The sequence below is a fragment of the Alkalithermobacter paradoxus genome, assembly GCA_002029295.1.
Lineage (GTDB): Bacteria > Bacillota > Clostridia > Peptostreptococcales > Peptostreptococcaceae > Alkalithermobacter > Alkalithermobacter paradoxus.
The window spans coordinates 82,531-101,538 of record MZGW01000005.1 but is presented as its reverse complement, the minus strand read 5'-3'; the positions used below and the strand labels follow the sequence as shown (position 1 = coordinate 101,538).

General features: G+C 30.7%; 20 protein-coding genes and 1 rRNA gene. 9 read left to right on the top strand and 12 right to left on the bottom strand.

Features of this window, described 5'->3' with window-relative positions; translation table 11 throughout:
• From CLOTH_RS07585 to dnaA, 12 genes are all read right to left on the bottom strand, one after another.
• Positions 1-305 (bottom strand): 16S ribosomal RNA (locus tag CLOTH_RS07585); the annotation flags it as partial.
• Positions 306-441: 136 nt separating this feature from the next.
• Positions 442-1,224: a SigB/SigF/SigG family RNA polymerase sigma factor gene (locus CLOTH_RS07580; RefSeq protein ID WP_079412731.1), complete on the bottom strand. Its 783-nt coding sequence runs from the start codon at positions 1,222-1,224 to the stop codon at positions 442-444.
• The gene (locus tag CLOTH_RS07575) at positions 1,224-1,655 is read right to left on the bottom strand and encodes an ATP-binding protein (RefSeq protein WP_079412740.1); all 432 of its coding nucleotides are present in this window, start codon (positions 1,653-1,655) and stop codon (positions 1,224-1,226) included. The genes CLOTH_RS07580 and CLOTH_RS07575 overlap by 1 nt, the downstream gene beginning before the upstream one ends.
• 11 nt (positions 1,656-1,666) lie before the next feature.
• The gene (locus CLOTH_RS07570; protein ID WP_079412729.1) at positions 1,667-1,984 is read right to left on the bottom strand and encodes an STAS domain-containing protein; all 318 of its coding nucleotides are present in this window, start codon (positions 1,982-1,984) and stop codon (positions 1,667-1,669) included.
• On the bottom strand, positions 1,965-2,276 hold the full coding sequence (locus tag CLOTH_RS07565; protein WP_079412727.1) for a hypothetical protein: 312 nt from the start codon (positions 2,274-2,276) through the stop codon (positions 1,965-1,967). The genes CLOTH_RS07570 and CLOTH_RS07565 overlap by 20 nt, the downstream gene beginning before the upstream one ends.
• Before the next feature lie 2 nt (positions 2,277-2,278).
• A complete protein-coding gene (locus CLOTH_RS07560; protein WP_158080487.1) occupies positions 2,279-2,545 on the bottom strand; it encodes a YtxH domain-containing protein in 267 nt (88 codons plus the stop codon).
• A gap of 90 nt (positions 2,546-2,635) precedes the next feature.
• On the bottom strand, positions 2,636-5,059 hold the full coding sequence (gene gyrA / locus CLOTH_RS07555; protein ID WP_079412738.1) for a DNA gyrase subunit A: 2,424 nt from the start codon (positions 5,057-5,059) through the stop codon (positions 2,636-2,638).
• Between the two features lie 47 nt (positions 5,060-5,106).
• Positions 5,107-7,008 carry a DNA topoisomerase (ATP-hydrolyzing) subunit B gene (gene gyrB / locus CLOTH_RS07550; protein WP_079412723.1) on the bottom strand — a complete coding sequence of 634 codons (1,902 nt, stop codon included), beginning with the start codon at positions 7,006-7,008 and terminating at the stop codon, positions 5,107-5,109.
• A 33-nt stretch (positions 7,009-7,041) separates the two neighbouring features.
• Positions 7,042-8,139 (bottom strand): DNA replication/repair protein RecF, encoded by a 1,098-nt coding sequence (recF, locus tag CLOTH_RS07545; protein WP_079412721.1) that lies wholly within the window; start codon positions 8,137-8,139, stop codon positions 7,042-7,044.
• Positions 8,140-8,154: 15 nt separating this feature from the next.
• On the bottom strand, positions 8,155-8,361 hold the full coding sequence (locus tag CLOTH_RS07540) for an RNA-binding S4 domain-containing protein (protein WP_079412719.1): 207 nt from the start codon (positions 8,359-8,361) through the stop codon (positions 8,155-8,157).
• Between the two features lie 79 nt (positions 8,362-8,440).
• Entirely contained in the window at positions 8,441-9,553 is a 1,113-nt protein-coding gene (dnaN, locus tag CLOTH_RS07535) for a DNA polymerase III subunit beta (protein WP_079412717.1), read from the bottom strand.
• 237 nt (positions 9,554-9,790) lie between these two features.
• The gene (gene dnaA, locus CLOTH_RS07530) at positions 9,791-11,107 is read right to left on the bottom strand and encodes a chromosomal replication initiator protein DnaA (RefSeq protein ID WP_079412715.1); all 1,317 of its coding nucleotides are present in this window, start codon (positions 11,105-11,107) and stop codon (positions 9,791-9,793) included.
• Between the two features lie 617 nt (positions 11,108-11,724).
• Between dnaA and rpmH the strand changes: the two genes are divergently transcribed.
• From rpmH to noc, 9 genes are all read left to right on the top strand, one after another.
• Entirely contained in the window at positions 11,725-11,859 is a 135-nt protein-coding gene (gene rpmH, locus CLOTH_RS07525; RefSeq protein WP_066072151.1) for a 50S ribosomal protein L34, read from the top strand.
• Between the two features lie 73 nt (positions 11,860-11,932).
• The gene (gene rnpA / locus CLOTH_RS07520) at positions 11,933-12,274 is read left to right on the top strand and encodes a ribonuclease P protein component (protein ID WP_079412714.1); all 342 of its coding nucleotides are present in this window, start codon (positions 11,933-11,935) and stop codon (positions 12,272-12,274) included.
• An 11-nt stretch (positions 12,275-12,285) separates the two neighbouring features.
• Complete coding sequence (gene yidD, locus CLOTH_RS07515) at positions 12,286-12,507, top strand: membrane protein insertion efficiency factor YidD (RefSeq protein ID WP_079412712.1); 222 nt, start codon at positions 12,286-12,288, stop codon at positions 12,505-12,507.
• A 55-nt stretch (positions 12,508-12,562) separates the two neighbouring features.
• Entirely contained in the window at positions 12,563-13,246 is a 684-nt protein-coding gene (locus CLOTH_RS07510; RefSeq protein WP_079412710.1) for a YidC/Oxa1 family membrane protein insertase, read from the top strand.
• Positions 13,247-13,250: 4 nt separating this feature from the next.
• Positions 13,251-13,871 carry an RNA-binding cell elongation regulator Jag/EloR gene (jag, locus tag CLOTH_RS07505; protein WP_079412708.1) on the top strand — a complete coding sequence of 207 codons (621 nt, stop codon included), beginning with the start codon at positions 13,251-13,253 and terminating at the stop codon, positions 13,869-13,871.
• Positions 13,872-13,992: 121 nt separating this feature from the next.
• A complete protein-coding gene (mnmE, locus tag CLOTH_RS07500; RefSeq protein WP_079412706.1) occupies positions 13,993-15,375 on the top strand; it encodes a tRNA uridine-5-carboxymethylaminomethyl(34) synthesis GTPase MnmE in 1,383 nt (460 codons plus the stop codon).
• A 41-nt stretch (positions 15,376-15,416) separates the two neighbouring features.
• The gene (gene mnmG / locus CLOTH_RS07495; RefSeq protein WP_079412704.1) at positions 15,417-17,309 is read left to right on the top strand and encodes a tRNA uridine-5-carboxymethylaminomethyl(34) synthesis enzyme MnmG; all 1,893 of its coding nucleotides are present in this window, start codon (positions 15,417-15,419) and stop codon (positions 17,307-17,309) included.
• Positions 17,302-18,021 (top strand): 16S rRNA (guanine(527)-N(7))-methyltransferase RsmG, encoded by a 720-nt coding sequence (gene rsmG / locus CLOTH_RS07490; RefSeq protein WP_079412702.1) that lies wholly within the window; start codon positions 17,302-17,304, stop codon positions 18,019-18,021. The genes mnmG and rsmG overlap by 8 nt, the downstream gene beginning before the upstream one ends.
• A 172-nt stretch (positions 18,022-18,193) precedes the next feature.
• Positions 18,194-18,979, top strand: a complete 786-nt coding sequence (gene noc / locus CLOTH_RS07485; protein ID WP_079412700.1) for a nucleoid occlusion protein — start codon at positions 18,194-18,196, stop codon at positions 18,977-18,979.
• Positions 18,980-19,008: the final 29 nt, after the last annotated feature.

Sequence of the window (19,008 nt, the reverse complement as noted above, 5' to 3'; positions counted from 1 at the left end):
TCACCCTCTCAGGTCGGCTACCCATCGTCGCCTTGGTAGGCCATTACCCCACCAACTAGCTAATGGGACGCGGGTCCATCCTGTACCGCAAAAGCTTTGATCAAAAGAAGATGCCTTCCTTTGATATTATCTTGTATTAGCACACCTTTCGGTGTGTTATCCAAGTGTACAGGGCAGGTTACCCACGCGTTACTCACCCGTCCGCCGCTGAGAAAAATTAGCAAGCTAATTTTTCTCCGCTCGACTTGCATGTGTTAGGCACGCCGCCAGCGTTCATCCTGAGCCAGGATCAAACTCTCAAAAATAATTTGGCTCATATGAGCTGACTTTATGGTTAATTGAATTACTATTCGTCTGCTGTTTAATTTTCAATGTTCTTTTGTCCTTTTCTCAAGGACAAGTAATACTATATCATCATTTTAAACTATCGTCAACACTTTTTTAGGTTTTTTCATATTCTTTTTTAATTTTAGAAAGTATCTTCTTTTCCATTCTCGAAACAGTCATTTGTGATACCCCCATTTCAGATGCTATTGTCATCTGTGTCTTATTCTCCACAAATCTACTTACTATCATTTTTTTCTCAGTATCATTTAGTTTTTGCATTACTTTTTCTAAGAAATCCTTGTTTTCTATAAAGTCAAAATTTCTATCTTCATATCCTATAGAGTCTACTATTTGAACTTCTTTTCCATCTTTTTCAGATTCATAGTTAGCATCTAGTGATTTTAGAGAATATACATAAGATGCATCCATAGCTTCTAAAACTTCCTCTTCAGTACACCCTAAAAAGTTAGCTATATCTATAATCTTAGGAGTTTTTTGATTTTCTTGTTCAAGGTGGTTTTTTGCTTGGGTTACTTTTCTTGATAATTCTTGTATTCTTCTTGGTACTCTTATAGCCCACCCTTTATCTCTGAAATATTTCTTTATCTCTCCAATTATTGTGGGTGTTGCAAAACTTGAGAATTCAAATCCCTTATCTATATCGAATCTTTCTATGGCATAAATTAGTCCTAAGGATCCAACTTGGTGTATATCTTCATATTCAACACCCTTATTTATATATTTTTTTGCGAGTATATCTACTATATATAAATATCTCTCCACCAATATATTTCTTATATTTTTATCATTTTCTTGCCTATAAAGTAGAAATAATTCTTTATCACTCAAGCTCTCAAGTGGTAAATTACCTTTTGTAGCCCCTGCTACATCTCTCATCAAATATCAACCCCTAAATATTTAATCATTTTAACTTCAGTTCCACTATCAACATTAGATATAATCTCTACCTCGTCCATAAGACTTTTAATTATAAATATACCTAGTCCACTCTCTTTTGGATCAGATAAGTTAGGTTCCTTTATTTTTTCTACTTCATATCCCTTCCCATTGTCTTTTACTTGTATTTCTAATTTATCTTCATATATTCCAAATACAACTTTAAATTCGTTAGATCTGCTATGAGTTATTACATTTGTACAGGCTTCAGCTACAGCAACTTTTATATCCTCTATTTGCTCAATATCAAACCCCATTCTATTTGCTATCCCAGAAACAGTAAGTCTTATAACTCCAACATATTCACCCTTGCTAGGCGATATTATAGTTAATGAATCTAATGTGTTACATTTAAATTCATCGGTAGTCATTAACATTTGAATTATCCCTCCAGCCTAAATATTTTATCTAATCCTGTTATAGAAAGTAATTTCTCTATATTCTTCTTAGGACTAATTATATATATATCCTTTTCTTCTTCTTTTAATCTTTTTAGTATTCCAATTAATATTCCTAATCCTGTTGAATCTATATAATCAAGACTAGATGCATCTATTCTTATATCTACTTGTTTATCTTGAATCATTTCGATAAGTGAGGATTTAAATTCTGAAGAAGTATATATATCAACTTCTCCTATCAAAGATACATTCCAGACATTATTGTTATTATCGAAACTTTTATTTATTATAAGAGACATTCTTTCCACCCCTATTCTTTTTGGTTTTGTCTATAAATCCAGCAAATAATCTAACTCCTGATATAACATTTACAGTACCAGGAACTATCCTCATAATAGTAGTTATTATTCCTGTTATACTTTCTATTCCATCTAATATATTTTCTATATTTCCTTCACTACTTTGTAGTATTTTATCAATTCTTTTTATTACAATGTCTGCACTTTTCAAAGTCATTGCAAATTTTATAGATACTATCAAAAATCCTATTCCTATAAGAAGCACTCCTATTTCCCATATATTCAGTATCATATCTATTCAACTTCCTCTTCTTTGAATTCTTTGCTTATTATTATTTCATTCTCAGAACTAACTATTTCATTTTCAAAATAGATGCTTCTTATTATGTTTTTTAGTTTGTACTTTAAATTCATCTTGAAATCTTCAGGATTATTTACAATATCTCTTGTTTTTTCCATTATAACTTCTCTTGTTTCTTTTCCAGTTTTAGGTGTGAGTAGCAATGCTATCAATGATCCTACTATTCCACCAAATAAAAAATATCTACATCTTCTGGACATAATTTTCACCTCTTTATTTGTTTTATAATATTTTATCATAAATACTAATTTTTTCATAATAGTAACAAAAAAAAGAATAGGATATATACCCTATTCTTCAGTGACTATTTTAGCTACAGATACAATATATGTTTCTTCTTGAGTTCTCATTAACTTAACTCCACTTGTAACTCTTCCTAAAACTGATATATCTTGAACTTTAAGTCTTATTAAAACTCCATCAGTATTTAAAAGCATAATTTCATCATCTTGTTTTACCATCTTAGCTCCAACTAAAAGTCCAGTTTTATCTGTAACATTATAAGTTTTTAGACCTTTTCCACCTCTATTTTGTAGCTTATACTCAGATATGTCAGTTCTCTTTCCATATCCTTTTTCGCTTACTATTAAAAGTTCATTTCCTTCTCTACATAAATCCATAGCAACTACATGGTCTTTACTATTTAGGTTAATACCTTTAACACCCATAGCATTTCTTCCCATGTCTCTTATGTCTTTTTCATCAAATCTTATAGCTAGTCCATTTCTAGTAACTAATACTATTTCCTCTTTTCCATTAGTAAGTTTTACTCCTATAAGTTCATCTTCTTCTCTTAAGTTTATTGCTATCAATCCATTTTTCTTCATCTTTCCAAATTCTTCAAGGTCTGTTTTCTTTATAGTTCCGTTTTTAGTGCATAAAACTAGGTATTTATCATTTTGGTTTTCTTTTACAGGTATTAAAGCTGTTATCTTTTCCTCTTTATCTAGAGGAATTAGATTTACAATAGCTGTTCCTTTAGCTTGTCTTTTTCCTTCACCTATTTCATACGCATTTATTTTGTATACTCTTCCTTTGTTAGTGAAGAATAGTATACTGCTATGTGTAGATGTTATTATAAGGTGTTTTACAAAATCTTCTTCTCTAGTTGTTAATGCAGAAATTCCTTTTCCGCCTCTGTTTTGAGTTTTGTAAGTGTCTGCTGGAAGCCTTTTTATATATCCTAGGTGTGTCAAAGTTATAGCTATTTCCTCATCTTCTATAAGATCTTTTATATCTATTTCACCTTCTGAAGCTTTTATATCAGTTCTTCTTTCATCACTATACTTTTGCTTAACACTTAGTATTTCATTTTTTATTACAGAAAGCAGCAAGCTTTCATCTGCAAGTATTTCTTTTAATTCTTTTATCTTTTCTATTATTTCTCTATACTCTGACTCTATTTTTTCTCTTTCTAAACCTGTAAGTCTATGAAGCCTCATATCAAGTATTGCTTGTGATTGAACTTCACTCAGTTTGAACTTATTCATAAGCCCTAACTTAGCTTCTTGAGAATTTTGAGAGCTTCTAATTAAGCTTATAACTTCATCTATGTTATCTAAAGCTATTTTAAATCCTTCTAATATATGGGCTCTTTCCTCAGCTTTCTTTAATTCAAATTTAGTTCTTCTAGTTACAACATCCTTTTGATGCTCTAGATAGTGGTAAAGCATTTTCTTTAGGTTAAGAACCTTAGGTTCTCCATCAACTAAAGCAAGCATTATTATACTAAATGTATCTTCTAGCTGAGAGTGCTTATATAGCTTATTGAGAACTATGTTTGAGTTAGCATCTCTTTTAAGCTCTATAACTATCCTCATTCCTGTTCTATCACTTTCATCTCTTATATCTGATATACCTTCTACCTTTTTGTCTCTAACTAAGTCTGCTATCTTCTCTATAAGTTTAGACTTATTTACTTGATAAGGTATTTCTGTAATTACAATCTGACTTTTGCCTTTTCCTAATTCTTCAATATATGCCTTTGCTCTTATTTTTACTTTTCCTCTACCTGTTTTATATGCAGATACTATATTCTCTTTACCCATAATAGTAGCACCAGTAGGGAAATCAGGGCCTTTTATATGCCTCATTAAATCTTCTACTTCACAGTCCGGATTGTCTATAAGGTGAACAACTCCATCTATAACTTCTCCTAGGTTGTGAGGTGGTATTGACGTTGCCATACCTACAGCTATACCATTTGATCCGTTCACTAATAAGTTAGGATATTTAGATGGAAGTACAGATGGCTCTTTTAAAGTTTCGTCAAAGTTAGGAGCAAAATCTACTGTTTCTTTATCTATATCTCTCAAAAGCTCAAGTGCAAGCTTTGACATTCTAGCCTCAGTATAACGCATAGCTGCTGCTCCATCGCCGTCTATAGATCCGAAGTTTCCGTGACCATCTACTAAAAGATATCTAGTTGAAAAATCTTGTGCCATTCTAACCATAGCATCATAAACGGCTGTATCTCCATGTGGGTGATACTTACCTAAAACGTCCCCAACAAGACGAGCAGATTTTCTGTAAGGCTTATCTGGAGTCATGTTAAGTTCATTCATAGCATAAAGTATTCTTCTGTGTACAGGCTTAAGTCCATCTCTTACATCCGGGAGTGCACGTCCTACAATTACACTCATAGCATAGTCTATGTAGGACTTTCTCATCTCGTCTTCTATTTCGATAGGGACTATCTTTTCATTTTCTTCAATCACTCAAATATCCCCTTTCTATGAATATTTTTCAATATAACTAATAACTATACGTCTAGATTTTTCGCATATTTTGCATTTTCCTGAATAAAGTTTCTTCTAGGTTCTACCTTATCTCCCATAAGCATAGTGAATATTTCATCTGCTATTGCTGCATCCTCTATAGAAACTTGAAGTAATGTTCTAGTTTCAGGGTTCATAGTAGTTTCCCATAATTGTTCTGGGTTCATCTCTCCAAGACCTTTATATCTTTGAAGAGTTATACCATCTCTTCCAATTTCAGATAATAGTTTGTTAAGCTCTTTATCTGAATAAACATAGTGTTCAGATTTACCTTTTTTGACCTTGTATAACGGTGGCTGGGCTATATATACATATCCATTGTCTACAAGCGGTCTCATATACCTAAAGAAGAACGTAAGTAATAATGTTCTTATGTGAGCACCATCAACATCTGCATCTGTCATTATCACTATTTTATGATATCTAAGCTTATCGTGGTCAAACTCATCTCCAATTCCACAGCCAAATGCAGTTATCATATTTCTTATTTCTTCTGAGGTTAGTATTTTGTCCAGTCTAGATTTTTCAACATTAAGAATTTTACCCCTTAGTGGAAGTATTGCTTGAGTTTTTCTATCTCTTCCTTGTTTAGCAGAACCTCCCGCTGAATCCCCTTCGACTAAATAAACCTCACTTTTAGCAGGATCTTTTTCAGAACAATCTGCAAGTTTTCCTGGCAGTGAAGTACTTTCTAAAACCCCTTTTCTTCTTGTTAATTCTCTCGCCTTTTTAGCAGCTTCTCTAGCCCTTTGAGCCCTTAGACCCTTGTCAACTATTATTCTAGAACTTTGAGGATTCTCTTCAAGGAATGATCCAAATTCTTCAAACGTTATACCTTCTACTATACTTCTAGCTTCAGTATTTCCAAGCTTAGTCTTTGTTTGCCCTTCAAATTGAGGGTCTGGAAGTTTTACTGATATTATGGCAGTTAATCCTTCTCTTATATCTTCACCACTTAGGTTGTTATCTTTTTCTTTTATATAATTATTTTTTCTAGCATAGTCATTTACTACTCTAGTTAAGGCAGACTTAAATCCACTTAAGTGGCTTCCACCTTCATGAGTGTTGATATTATTTGCAAATGAATATATATTTTCTGTATATCCATCTGTATACTGCATAGATATCTCGACATGATAATCATCTACTTTCTTTTCAAAGTAAATAACCTCATCTTGTATTGAATCTCTATTTTTATTGAGGTGTTTTACAAACTCTATTATTCCACCGTCATAAAGAAATTCTTTTTTCTTTTCTAATCCTTCTCTTTTGTCTTCTAAAGTTATCTTTATTCCTTTGTTAAGGAATGCTAACTCTCTAAGCCTATGTTCTAGTGTTTCATATTTGAATTCAACTTCTTCAAATATAGTTTCATCTGGCTTGAATCTTACCGTAGTTCCTCTTTCATCAGTTTCTCCTATAACCTCAATATTTGTCATAGGATTTCCTTTTTCATACCTTTGGAAATGAATTTTCCCATCTCTTTTTACTGTAACTTCAAGCCAATTTGAAAGTGCATTAACAACTGAAACCCCAACACCATGAAGTCCTCCCGAAACCTTATAACCTCCAGCTCCAAACTTTCCTCCTGCATGAAGTACAGTAAGTACAGTCTCAACTGTAGATTTTCCTGTTTGAGGATGAACTTCTGTAGGTATACCTCTACCATTATCTGATACAGACACAGACCCATCAGATTCAAGACATACATTTATGTCTGTACAGTATCCCGCTAAAGCCTCATCTATACTATTATCTACAACTTCATAAACTAAATGATGAAGTCCTCTAGGCCCTGTTGAGCCTATATACATTCCTGGTCTTTTTCTTACAGGATCTAGACCTTCTAGTACCTGTATCTGACTTGCTCCATATTCTTGACTCATTTACTAACCTTCCTTTCTAAGGAAATATATATTTTAAGAAATTTGTCCATTTTCCACTCTAAAAATATCGTATTGTTTATCTTCAAAAATCTTTTTATGTCCTTCTTCTGCACTAGTTATAAAAATCTGAATTTCACCTAAGCTATCTATTAGGAGTTTTTGTCTTTTCTCATCTAATTCACTGAAAATATCATCCAGTAAAACAACTGGATATTCTTTTACTTCCTCGTTTATAAGCTCTATTTGTGAAAGCTTGAGTGAAATAGCTGCAGTTCTTTGCTGTCCTTGAGATCCATATAATTTTACATCAAGATCATTTATTATTATTTGAATGTCATCTCTATGTGGCCCAATTTTTGTAACTTTATTCATTATGTCACTTTGAATATTGTTTTTTAGTTTTTCATAAAATCTAGACTTAATACTCTCGTGACTATCATCTCTTTGAATATCTATCTGAGATATATATTTTATATCTAGATTTTCAACACCATCAGTTAACTTATCATGTATTTGTTTTGACAACATTTTTATTTTATCTACAAATCTTCTTCTGTAAATATATATCCAAGCACCTTCATTTGAAAGTGAATCATCAAAAACATCTAGCAAAGCTGCATCTACATTTACATTTTTCAAAACTTTGTTTCTTTGCCCTAATATTTTATTGTAGTTATATAAATGATTGTAATACTTTGGAATTATTTGGCTTATCTCTCTATCTATAAATTTTCTTCTTTCAGATGGTCCCTCTTTAACAAGCCTAAGGTCTTCTGGAGAAAAAACAACAACATTAAACTTTCCTAGTATATGTCCTATTTTATCTATTGAAACTTTATTTATCTTTATACCTTTTTTGTTATTTTTCCTTAATCCTATCTCTATAGTGTTGTTCCTAGAATATTTTACATATGATCCGCCAATATATGAGTTTTCCTTTCCAAATTTTACAATTTCACCATCTTTATTAGTTCTAAAAGATTTTCCTATTGACAGCATATAAATAGCTTCAAGTATATTAGTTTTTCCTTGTCCATTTCTTCCAAGCAATAAATTTATGTGCTTGTTGAATTTTAAATAAGCTTCATCGTAGTTTCTAAAATTTATTATTCTTAAATTTTCTATATACACAAATAAAGCTCCTATCTAAATAACTTTTATGGTTCTACCTTCAACTTTTACAATATCCCCAGATTTTATTTTTTTTCCTCTTTGAGTTTCTACATTTCCGTTTACAGATACTAATTCTTCTTGTATCAATATCTTAGCTTCTCCGCCAGTTGATGCAATATCTGCTAATTTCAGAAGTTGGTCTAGCTTTATAAACTCAGACGTTATCTTAATTTCAATCATCAACAAATTCCTCCTATATTTTATCATAACTGATATTATACCATAAACAATAATATAAAACCCAACAATATTGTTGGGTTTATCTACTTGATGATATTCTAACTGGAAGTAATAAGTATATATATTTTATGCCATCTTCAGGCTTTACGATGCAAGGGCTTACATTCGTAGTAAATTCTATATATATTTCTTCACTTTCTATAACTTTTAATCCCTCTATAAGATATCTTGAATTAAATGCTATATCAAGATCCTCTCCCTCTAGAGTTATAAATATTTCTTCTTGAACATTTCCTATTTCTGAATTAGATGTGGCTATCATAATATCATCTCTTATCGAGAATTTGACTAAATTATTCTTTCCTTCTTTTGCAAGAAGAGAAGTTCTTTCAATACAGTTTAAAAGTGTTTTTGTAGGTACTTTAACTCTTAAGTTGTACTCCTTTGGTAACAACTGTTTGTAATTTATGAACTCCCCTTCTAAAAGTCTAGTAATTATTTTTGTTTCATCTATCAAAAATAATGCATGTTTGTCTGTAAATGCAACTTTTATATTTTTTCCTTCATCTCCTGAAAGAATTCTATTTATTTCATTCAAAGCTTTGCCAGGTATTATTACCTTTATATCTCCAATATTGTTAATTATTTGACCACTTCTTATAGCTAATCTGTATCCATCAATAGCAATCAAACTAATATTATTGTTTTCTATTTCTAGAAGTTCTCCCATCAGTATAGGTTTGGTTTCGTCTTGAGATATAGCAAACACTGTTTGTTTAATCATATTTTTGAACAAATCTTCAGGAATTTCATAAAATCTATCTTCATCAAGATCTGGTAGTTTAGGATATTCATCTGAACAATGCCCTTTTATTTTAAAATCTGAAGATTCGCATTTTATATGAATCATATTGTCGCTATCTACTTCTATAACAACTGATGAATCTGGTAGCTTTCTTATAATATCTCCAAACAGCTTAGAATCTATAACTATAGATCCTTCTTCTATTACTTGTCCATCTATATAAGATTCAATTCCTAACTCTAAGTCATTTCCAACTAGTTGAATTTTATCATCTACTGCTTGAATAAGAATTCCTTTTAGTAGTGGTAATGTACTTTTACTTGAAACAGCTTTTTGAACAGTATTTATAGCAGTGGATAACTTTCTTTGGCTAGATATAAGCTTCATTGTGGATAACCTCCTTTGTCATAAAAATAAACAAATAATATAAAAAAGATAGTAGTAATAGTAATAGGGCCTGTTAATTTGTGAATAAGTAAATAAACAAGCCCAATATCAATATGTTCGCGTGTGAACACATTGTGAATAATACAATAAGAATTATTAACATATTAGTATATGAAAAAAACAATAAAAATATGTCCACAATCTATTAAGATGTTATCAACGTATTTATGTGAATAATTATCCCTTCAGATCTCTTATTATCTTTTCGATTTTTTCCTTTAGCTCTGTACTTGTTTCCATGTCTTGAGATATTTTTTCGTGAGCATGAATTACAGTCGTATGATCTCTTCCCCCAAACTCTTCACCTATTTTAGGTAAAGATAGGTCTGTAAGTTCTCTACATAAGTACATAGCAATCTGTCTAGGAAATGCTATTGCCCTTGTTCTTTTTTTAGAATCAAAGTCTTCCATTTTTATATTAAGATGCTCTGATACTTTTTCTTTTATAAACTTTACTGTTATTTCTCTAGGTCTAGATAAAGACATGATATCTTTCAATGCTTCAATTGCAAGATCAAAAGTAATAGCTCTATTTGTAAGAGATGAATAAGCAACTACTCTTGTTAAAGCTCCTTCTAGCTCTCTTATGTTGGATTTGATATTTTTTGCTATATGAACTGTAACTTCATTTGGTATATCTAAGTTTTCATCTTGAGCTTTTTTTCTTAAAATAGCTATTCTAGTCTCAAAATCAGGAGGTTGTATATCTGTTATAAGCCCCATCTCAAATCTAGATCTTAGCCTATCCTCTAGTGTAGGTATTTCTTTTGGTGTTCTATCGCTAGAAATAATTATTTGTTTATTTGCCTCATGAAGTGCATTGAATGTATGGAAAAATTCTTCCTGAGTTCGTTCTTTTCCAGCTATAAACTGAATATCATCAACTAGTAGGACATCTACATTTCTGTATTTATTTCTAAATTCTTCATTTCTATCATCTTTAATTGAGTTAATAAGTTCATTTGTAAACTTTTCAGATGAAACGTATACAACATTTGCATTTTTATTGAATTTCAATATGTGATGACCGATAGCATGCATCAAGTGAGTTTTACCAAGACCAACACCACCGTATATAAACAAAGGATTGTACGCTCTAGCAGGGGCTTCAGCTACAGCAACACATGCAGCATGAGCAAATCTGTTACTATTTCCTATAACGAATGTATCAAAAACATATTTAGGATTAAGATTTGAGTATTTAGGGGCTTCACTCTTTGAACTTTCTACTGACTCTACCTTTATATCCTCAGAATATAAAATAAATTTAACCTTATACTTACAAGAGGATATTTGATTTATAGAATTTTCTATAAGGTTCATATATCTAGCTTCTAAAATACCCCGTGCAAAATCATTAGGTACAGATAGAATTATTGTATTATCTGTTTTTTTGACTGGTTCTATGGGTTTAAAAAAAGCATTAAAACTGGCTGGAGTTAGTTCAGTTTTAATAAGTTTAAGGGCATGTTCCCATAAGGTAAGTAAATCCATAGAATATCCTCCGATCTAATAAATATTTTATATAGTTTAATTTTCTATTTTTACTATTACATATACACAGAATTATCAACAAATTTAGAGTATAAATGCAGAAATATGAATATAATAGCACTAATTGTGGAAAAAAAAATAATTCATGTGGGTATGTGTGTATAAAAATGTAAAAATGAGAAAAAAAATAAAATAATTTTTTGGTTGTTGATAACTTTATAGTAAATATAAACAATGATAAAATAGGAAAATAAGCAAAATATCCATAAAAACCATAGAGTTATACACAGAATTATCAACAGGTTGTGGATAAGTAAGATAAAATTAATGCAGTTATACAACTTATCAACAGGCAAAAAATATAATATCAAATATTCCTTCAAACTTCAATAGATTATCAAAAATTATCCACAATATAAACAGATGTATATAAATATATCCACAAGATAAATATAGAGGTGTAAGAGTATTTATTCACAGATATCTTTATAAATTCTAATTGACAACGCTTTTGAATACCTTTATAATCTATTTGTGGTATGCTCACTTTTAGTGAAGTAACATTAAAATAATGTATAATAAAATAGAAACATTAGCAGAAAGGTGGTGTCTTAGCAATGAAAAGAACTTATCAACCAAAGAAAAGACAAAGAAAGAAAGAGCATGGATTCAGAAAAAGAATGAAAAACAAAAACGGTAGAAACGTATTAAAAGCTAGAAGAGCAAAAGGCAGAAAAAGATTAACTGCTTAATTATATAAAGGTCGCTTTCTTAAGTGGCCTTTTTATATAATTTTTTTGAAGAGATGCCGTGGAGGAAACATTGATGAATTTAAATAATAGTGGAATCCTGAAAAAGACTTCTGATTTTACTAAAGTATATAAGCTTGGAAAATCATTTGCTAATAGATCTTTAGTGATATATATATTAGAAAACAATTTAAATCAAAATAGAGTAGGTTTTTCTGTTTCTAAAAAAGTTGGTAATAGCGTTGTAAGAAATAGAGTAAAAAGGCTTATAAGAGAAAGCTTTAGATTAAATAATGATAAAATAAAAGAAGGTTATGACATTATATTCATATCCAGAGTAGGAGCAAAAGACTTAGACTACAAGGGCATAGAAAGTTCAATGTACAATTTATTTAAAAAGTCTAAAATATTAAAGTAGGAGATAACTTAATGATAAAATACATACAAATATTTTACGTATTTATAGTGAGGTTTTATCAAAAATTCATATCTCCGTTAAAAGGGAGAACTTGTAGGTTCTATCCTACTTGCTCTGAGTACTCTATACAAGCAGTACAAAAGTATGGAATCCTTAAGGGGCTTTATATTTCTTGTATAAGAATACTAAAGTGTAATCCACTTCATAAAGGTGGATATGATCCATTAGATTAAAACATATAAAAACGATTTCTACCTAATAAATATGAATAACTAGGAGGGTTTTAGTTTGAATATAATTCCACAAACACTAGGAGCACTACTAAAGTTAGTATTTGATATAGTAGGAAATTATGGACTAGCTATAATAATATTTACTGTGATAGTAAAGCTAGCACTTCTTCCGCTTACTTTAACTCAAAGCAAATCTATGAAAGTAATGCAGGAGATACAACCTAAAATAAATGAAATAAAAGAAAAATATAGAAATGATCAACAAATGATGAACCAAAAAGTAATGGAAGTTTATCAAGAAAATAAGATAAATCCTATGGCAGGTTGCTTGCCACTTCTTATACAGTTTCCTATACTAATAGGGCTTTTTAGTTCACTTAGAAGTCCTGAAGTTTATGTATTTGGATCAGAGGAAGCTTATAGAGCTATAGATACTACATTTTTATGGCTTTCAAACTTAGCAGATCCAGACGTTATTATGTTAGGTGGGATACAGCTTCCATGGATATTGCCTATATTAGCAGGTGCAACAACATATATATCATCTGTTATGATGACTACTGGTCAATCTAAAAAAGACCCAACTCAAGCGATGATGACTTACCTTTTCCCTATAATGATACTTTGGTGGGGTAAGAGTTTTCCAGCAGGTTTAACTTTATACTGGGTTGTAAGTAATATATTCCAAATTGCTCAACAATATTTTATAATGAAGCCTGGAGCTGTTAAGGAGGAATAGGGTAATGAGAGATTTGCAGGTGACAGGGAAAACTATTGAAGAAGCTGTAGATAAGGCCTTATCAGAGCTTAATGCAAAAAAAGAAGATGTAGATATTCAGATATTAGAAGAACCTACTAAAGGCTTTTTAGGTATAATAGGAGGAAAGTTAGCTAAAGTTAGGGTTATACTTAAAGATACTCCTAAGGATATAGCCAATAAGTTTTTAACTGAAATACTAGAAAGTATGAGTATAGAAGGAAAAATAAATATAACTCAAGAAGAAGATATACTCAAGATAGATTTAAATGGAGAAGATACAGGAATTTTAATAGGAAGAAGAGGAGAAACCCTAGACTCTCTTCAACTTCTAACAAATTTAGCTGTTAACAAAAGTAGTGAAAAACATATAAAAGTTCTACTAGATATAGAAAACTATAGACAAAGAAGAGAAGAATCTTTAATTAGATATGCAAATAAGATGGCTAGACAGGCTGTAAAAACTAGAAAAGATATAAAACTTGAACCTATGAATCCGTACGAAAGAAGAATCGTTCACTCAGCTCTTCAAAATGATAGATTTATAAGAACTATTAGTGAAGGTGAAGAACCAAATAGAAGAGTAGTTATATCTGTTAAAAGATAAATTGTATAAATATCCCCTACGCATTGTAGGGGTTTATTTTTGCTTTTATTGTGTATATAATATTGATACAAATTGGAGACTAATAATTATATAAACAACAACCGTTAAAGAGGTGATTAACTTGTATATAGATGATACTATTGCTGCTATTGCAACATCTCCTGGAGAAGGTGGTATAGGAATAGTTAGGATAAGTGGAGATAAGTCATTAGAAATATCTAATGAAATATTCAAATCAATATCTGGAAAGAAAATAGAAGAATACAACACAAGAACATTAGTATATGGACATATATTTGAAGGTGATAAGATAATTGATGAGGTTTTAGTTGCATATATGAAAGGGCCTTATAGTTATACAAGAGAAGATATAATAGAGATTAATTGTCATGGAGGATTTTTATCAGTAAAGAAAATACTAGAGCTTGTTTTAAGAAAGGGAGCTAGAATAGCAGAACCTGGAGAATTTACCAAAAGGGCGTTCTTAAATGGTAGAATAGATCTTTCTCAAGCTGAAGCTGTAATAGATGTAATAAGATCCAAAACAGATTTAAGTTATGATATGGCTCAAAGGCAGTTAGAAGGAAGTCTTTCTTATGAAATTCAAAAATTTAGAACTAAAGTTACGGAATTACTTGCACATATAGAAGTTACTCTTGACTTTTCTGAGGAAGAAGAAGTTGAAAGTGTAACTTACGATACTTTATATAGTAAGGCACAAGAACTGAAAAAAGATATGATGAGTCTATATGAAACTGCTGAAACAGGCAAAATAATGAGAGATGGATTAAAAACAGTTATAATAGGTAAACCAAATGTAGGGAAATCATCTCTTTTAAATGCAATACTTAAAGAATCTAGAGCTATAGTTACTGATATTCCTGGTACAACTAGAGATATAATAGAGGAGTTTGTAAACATAAAAGGCATACCTCTTAAAATAATAGATACTGCAGGAATAAGAGAAACAGAAGATATAGTAGAAAAAATAGGAGTAGAAAAATCCAAAGAATTCTTCGAAATAGCTGACTTAGTTATATTGATGCTTGATGCTTCAAGAGAGCTTTCAAAAGAAGATATGGATATAATTGAGAAAATAAAAGATAAGAAAGCAATAATTATTATAAATAAAACGGATTTACCATCAAAAATAGACGAAGAAAAGATAAAAGAATATATAGAAAATAAAAGAATAATAAAAACATCTATTAAAGAAAGAATTGGAATTCAAGAGCTAGAAGAACAGATAGTCAATATGGTTTATAAAGGAGACGTAAGACAAAACAATAGTCTAATGATTACTAATGTTAGACATAAAAATGCACTTGAAAAAGCAATACAATCATTAGATGATGCGATGGTTGCTATAAAAGATAAAATGTTTTTAGATTTTATTAGCGTAGACTTTAAGAACGTATGGAGCTATTTAGGAGAAGTTACAGGAGATACAGTATCGGAAGATCTGATAGATGTAATATTTAGAGATTTCTGTATAGGAAAATAGTATGTTTTTCGTGAAACATTGTAAAACGTAGGAGGAAAATTATGAAGTTTAATGCAGGTAACTACGATGTAATTGTAATTGGAGCAGGCCATGCAGGATGTGAAGCAGCATTAGCTAGTGCGAGAATGGGATGTAAAACTCTTGTTTTAACAATGTCTTTAGATGCTATAGCGTTAATGCCTTGCAATCCATCTATAGGAGGAACAGGAAAATCTCAACTAGTTAGAGAAGTAGATGCTCTTGGGGGAGAGATGGCTGTAAATGCTGATAAGACATTTATACAAAGTAAGATGCTAAATACTGCAAAGGGAGCTGCAGTTCACTCTTTAAGAGTTCAAACAGATAAATATAAATATCATAAAGAAATGAAAAACACATTAGAAAATCAGCCAAACTTAGACTTAATAATGGATGAGATAGTAGAGATAATATCGGAAGATAATGTAGTAAAAGGTGTAGTTACAAAGTTAGGAGCTGTATATCATTCAAAAGCTGTTATACTCGCTACAGGAGTATACCTAAGGTCTAAGATATATATGGGAGAAGTAAATTTCAATGAAGGACCTAATGGTCTTGGATATGCTAAAGATCTAACTCAAAGCTTAGAAAAGCTAGGACTTAGAATGAGAAGGTTCAAAACTGGTACTCCAGCTAGAGTTCACAGAGATAGCGTAGATATAAATAAGATGGAAATTCAAGAAGGAGATATAAAGGTAACTCCATTTTCATTCATCAATGAAGAGTTAGAAACTAGAAATGAACCATGTTATTTAACTAGAACAACTCTAAAGACACATGAAATAATAATGAGCAACTTAAATAGATCAGCAATGTATAGAGGAGATATGGAAAGTGTTGGACCAAGATATTGTCCATCTATAGAAGATAAAGTAGTTAGATTCAATGAAAAGCCATCTCATCAAATATTTATAGAACCAGAAGGATTAGACACCAAGGAAATGTATATACAAGGAGTATCTACATCACTTCCTTATGAAGTTCAGTTAGAAATGTATAGATCAGTACCAGGGCTTGAAAATTGCAAAATAATGAGACCTGCATACGCTATTGAGTATGACTGTATAGATCCAACACAACTTAAACCTTCTTTAGAAATTAAAGGAGTACACAACTTATTTAGTGCAGGACAATTTAATGGAACATCAGGATATGCAGAAGCAGCAGCTCAGGGAATTATAGCAGGTATAAATGCAGCACTGAGAGTACAAGGAAAAGAACCATTTATACTAGATAGATCAGAAGCTTATATAGGAGTTTTGATAGATGATCTTGTTACTAAAGGTACTAAAGAGCCTTACAGAATAATGACATCAAGATCTGAATATAGATTATATTTAAGACAAGATAATGCAGATTTAAGGCTTACAGAAAAAGGGTATGAAATTGGTCTAGTGACTGAAGAAAGATATGAAAAATTCAAAAAGAAAAAGGAAGATATAGAAAACGAGATACAAAGGCTAAAAGAAGAAAGATTAAGTCCAAAGGAGTTAAATCCAATTTTAGAAAGTTTAGGAGCATCTCCTATTAATGTAGGAATTTCTCTACATGATGCACTAAAAAGGCCGGAAATCAATTATAAAATAATAGAGGATTTAGGAAAAGGCTCAGATAAGAATTTATCAGATAGTGTAAAGCAGCAGTGTGAAGTAATGATAAAGTATGAAGGATATATAGATAAACAGCTAAAACAAATAGAGCAGTTCAAGAAACTTGAAAATAAAAAGCTTAGCGAGGATTTGGATTATTCAAAAATAGATGGACTTAGACTTGAGGCAAGGCAAAAGCTAAACGAAATAAAACCTATTTCTATAGGACAAGCTTCTCGTATTTCAGGAGTTTCTCCAGCAGATATATCTGTTTTATTAATATATCTTGAACAAGTAAAGAGAAATAGGGGTGAGAGTGTTGAATAATAAAGAGATTCTAATAAATGGACTTAAAGAGTTAAATATTGACGCTGATGAAAGTTTATTTTATAAATTTGAAACATACAAAGAACTGCTTTTAGAATGGAACAAAAAAATAAATTTAACAGCTATAGAAGATGAAAAAGAAATATATATAAAGCATTTTATAGATTCTTTATCTTGCTTTACTACACAATATATAAAAAATGGAGATTCAGTAATAGATGTTGGTACAGGAGCTGGTTTTCCTGGTGTACCATTTAAGATATATAAAGAAGATTTGAAATTAACTTTATTAGATTCATTAAACAAAAGAATTAACTTCCTAAAAGAAGTATGCACAAATCTTAAATTAAAAGATGTTGAATTTGTTCATGGAAGAGCAGAAGATTTTGGTCAAAACCCAGATTATAGGGAAAAGTATGATATAGCAACAGCTAGAGCAGTAGCTAATTTAGCTGTTTTGCTAGAGTACTGCGTTCCATTTATCAAAGTAGGAGGACACTTCATTTGCTTAAAAGGCCCTTCAGCAGATGAGGAAATGAAAGATAGTCAAAAAGCTATTCAAACTTTGGGCATGGAATTTGTAGAAAAAATAAATATAAAACTTCCATATACAGACATAAATCACGTTATTCTTGTTTTCAAGAAAATAAAAAATACACCAAAAAAATATCCTAGAAAAGCTGGAAAACCATCAAAAGAACCTATAAAATAAGGTGTGTTTTGTCAAAAAAACATAATATTTCCCGAGAAATAGTATAAAATGTATTATAAAAATATCAAAAAAATAGAAGGAATATTGGTGTTTTTGAAGAAACTATTACTTGGGAAATAATATTTAAGGGAAGACTCTGTTCTTTCTACTTTGCTTTTGGAGAGGGGATAATATGGAACCTAAAAAGATACTAGAGATAGACATAGATAATATAATTCCAAATCCATATCAGCCTAGAAGAACATTCGTTCAATCAAGCTTACAGGAATTGAGTGATTCTATAAAGACATATGGAATACTTCAGCCAATAACTGTTAGAAAAATAGGCGATAGATACGAGCTTGTTGCAGGAGAAAGAAGATTTAGAGCTTCTAAAATGGCAGGCCTTAAAACGATACCTGCAATTGTTAACAATATGACTGATGAAGCATCTGCTGTTCTTGCGTTAATTGAGAATCTTCAAAGAGAAGATCTTAATTTTATAGAAGAATCAGAAGGCTACAATAATCTAATAAAAGATTATGGATTTACGCAACAGCAACTTGCAGAGAAACTTGGAAAAAATCAATCAACTATAGCTAATAAACTTAGAATACTTAGACTTTCGGATGAAGTTAAGTCAAAACTCTTAGAGAATAATCTTACTGAAAGACATGCAAGGGCACTTCTTAAATTACCAGATGATAATTTGAGAATGAATGTACTTGATACTATAATAAAAAATGACTTAACAGTTAAAAAGACAGAAAAACTAATAAAGGATATATTAGATGAAATTCTAAATCCTAAAGAGCCAGAGAAAAAACAAACTATAAAGGCATCACTCAATCTTAAGATATATTTGAATACCTTAAAAAACGCATACAAAGCTATAATTGACACTGGCATAAAAGCAAATTATAAGGAAGTAGATAAAGGGGATCATGTGGAAGTTGTAGTTAAGATTCCAAAAGGATAAGATTACTGGTGTATCAGTAATCTTTTTTT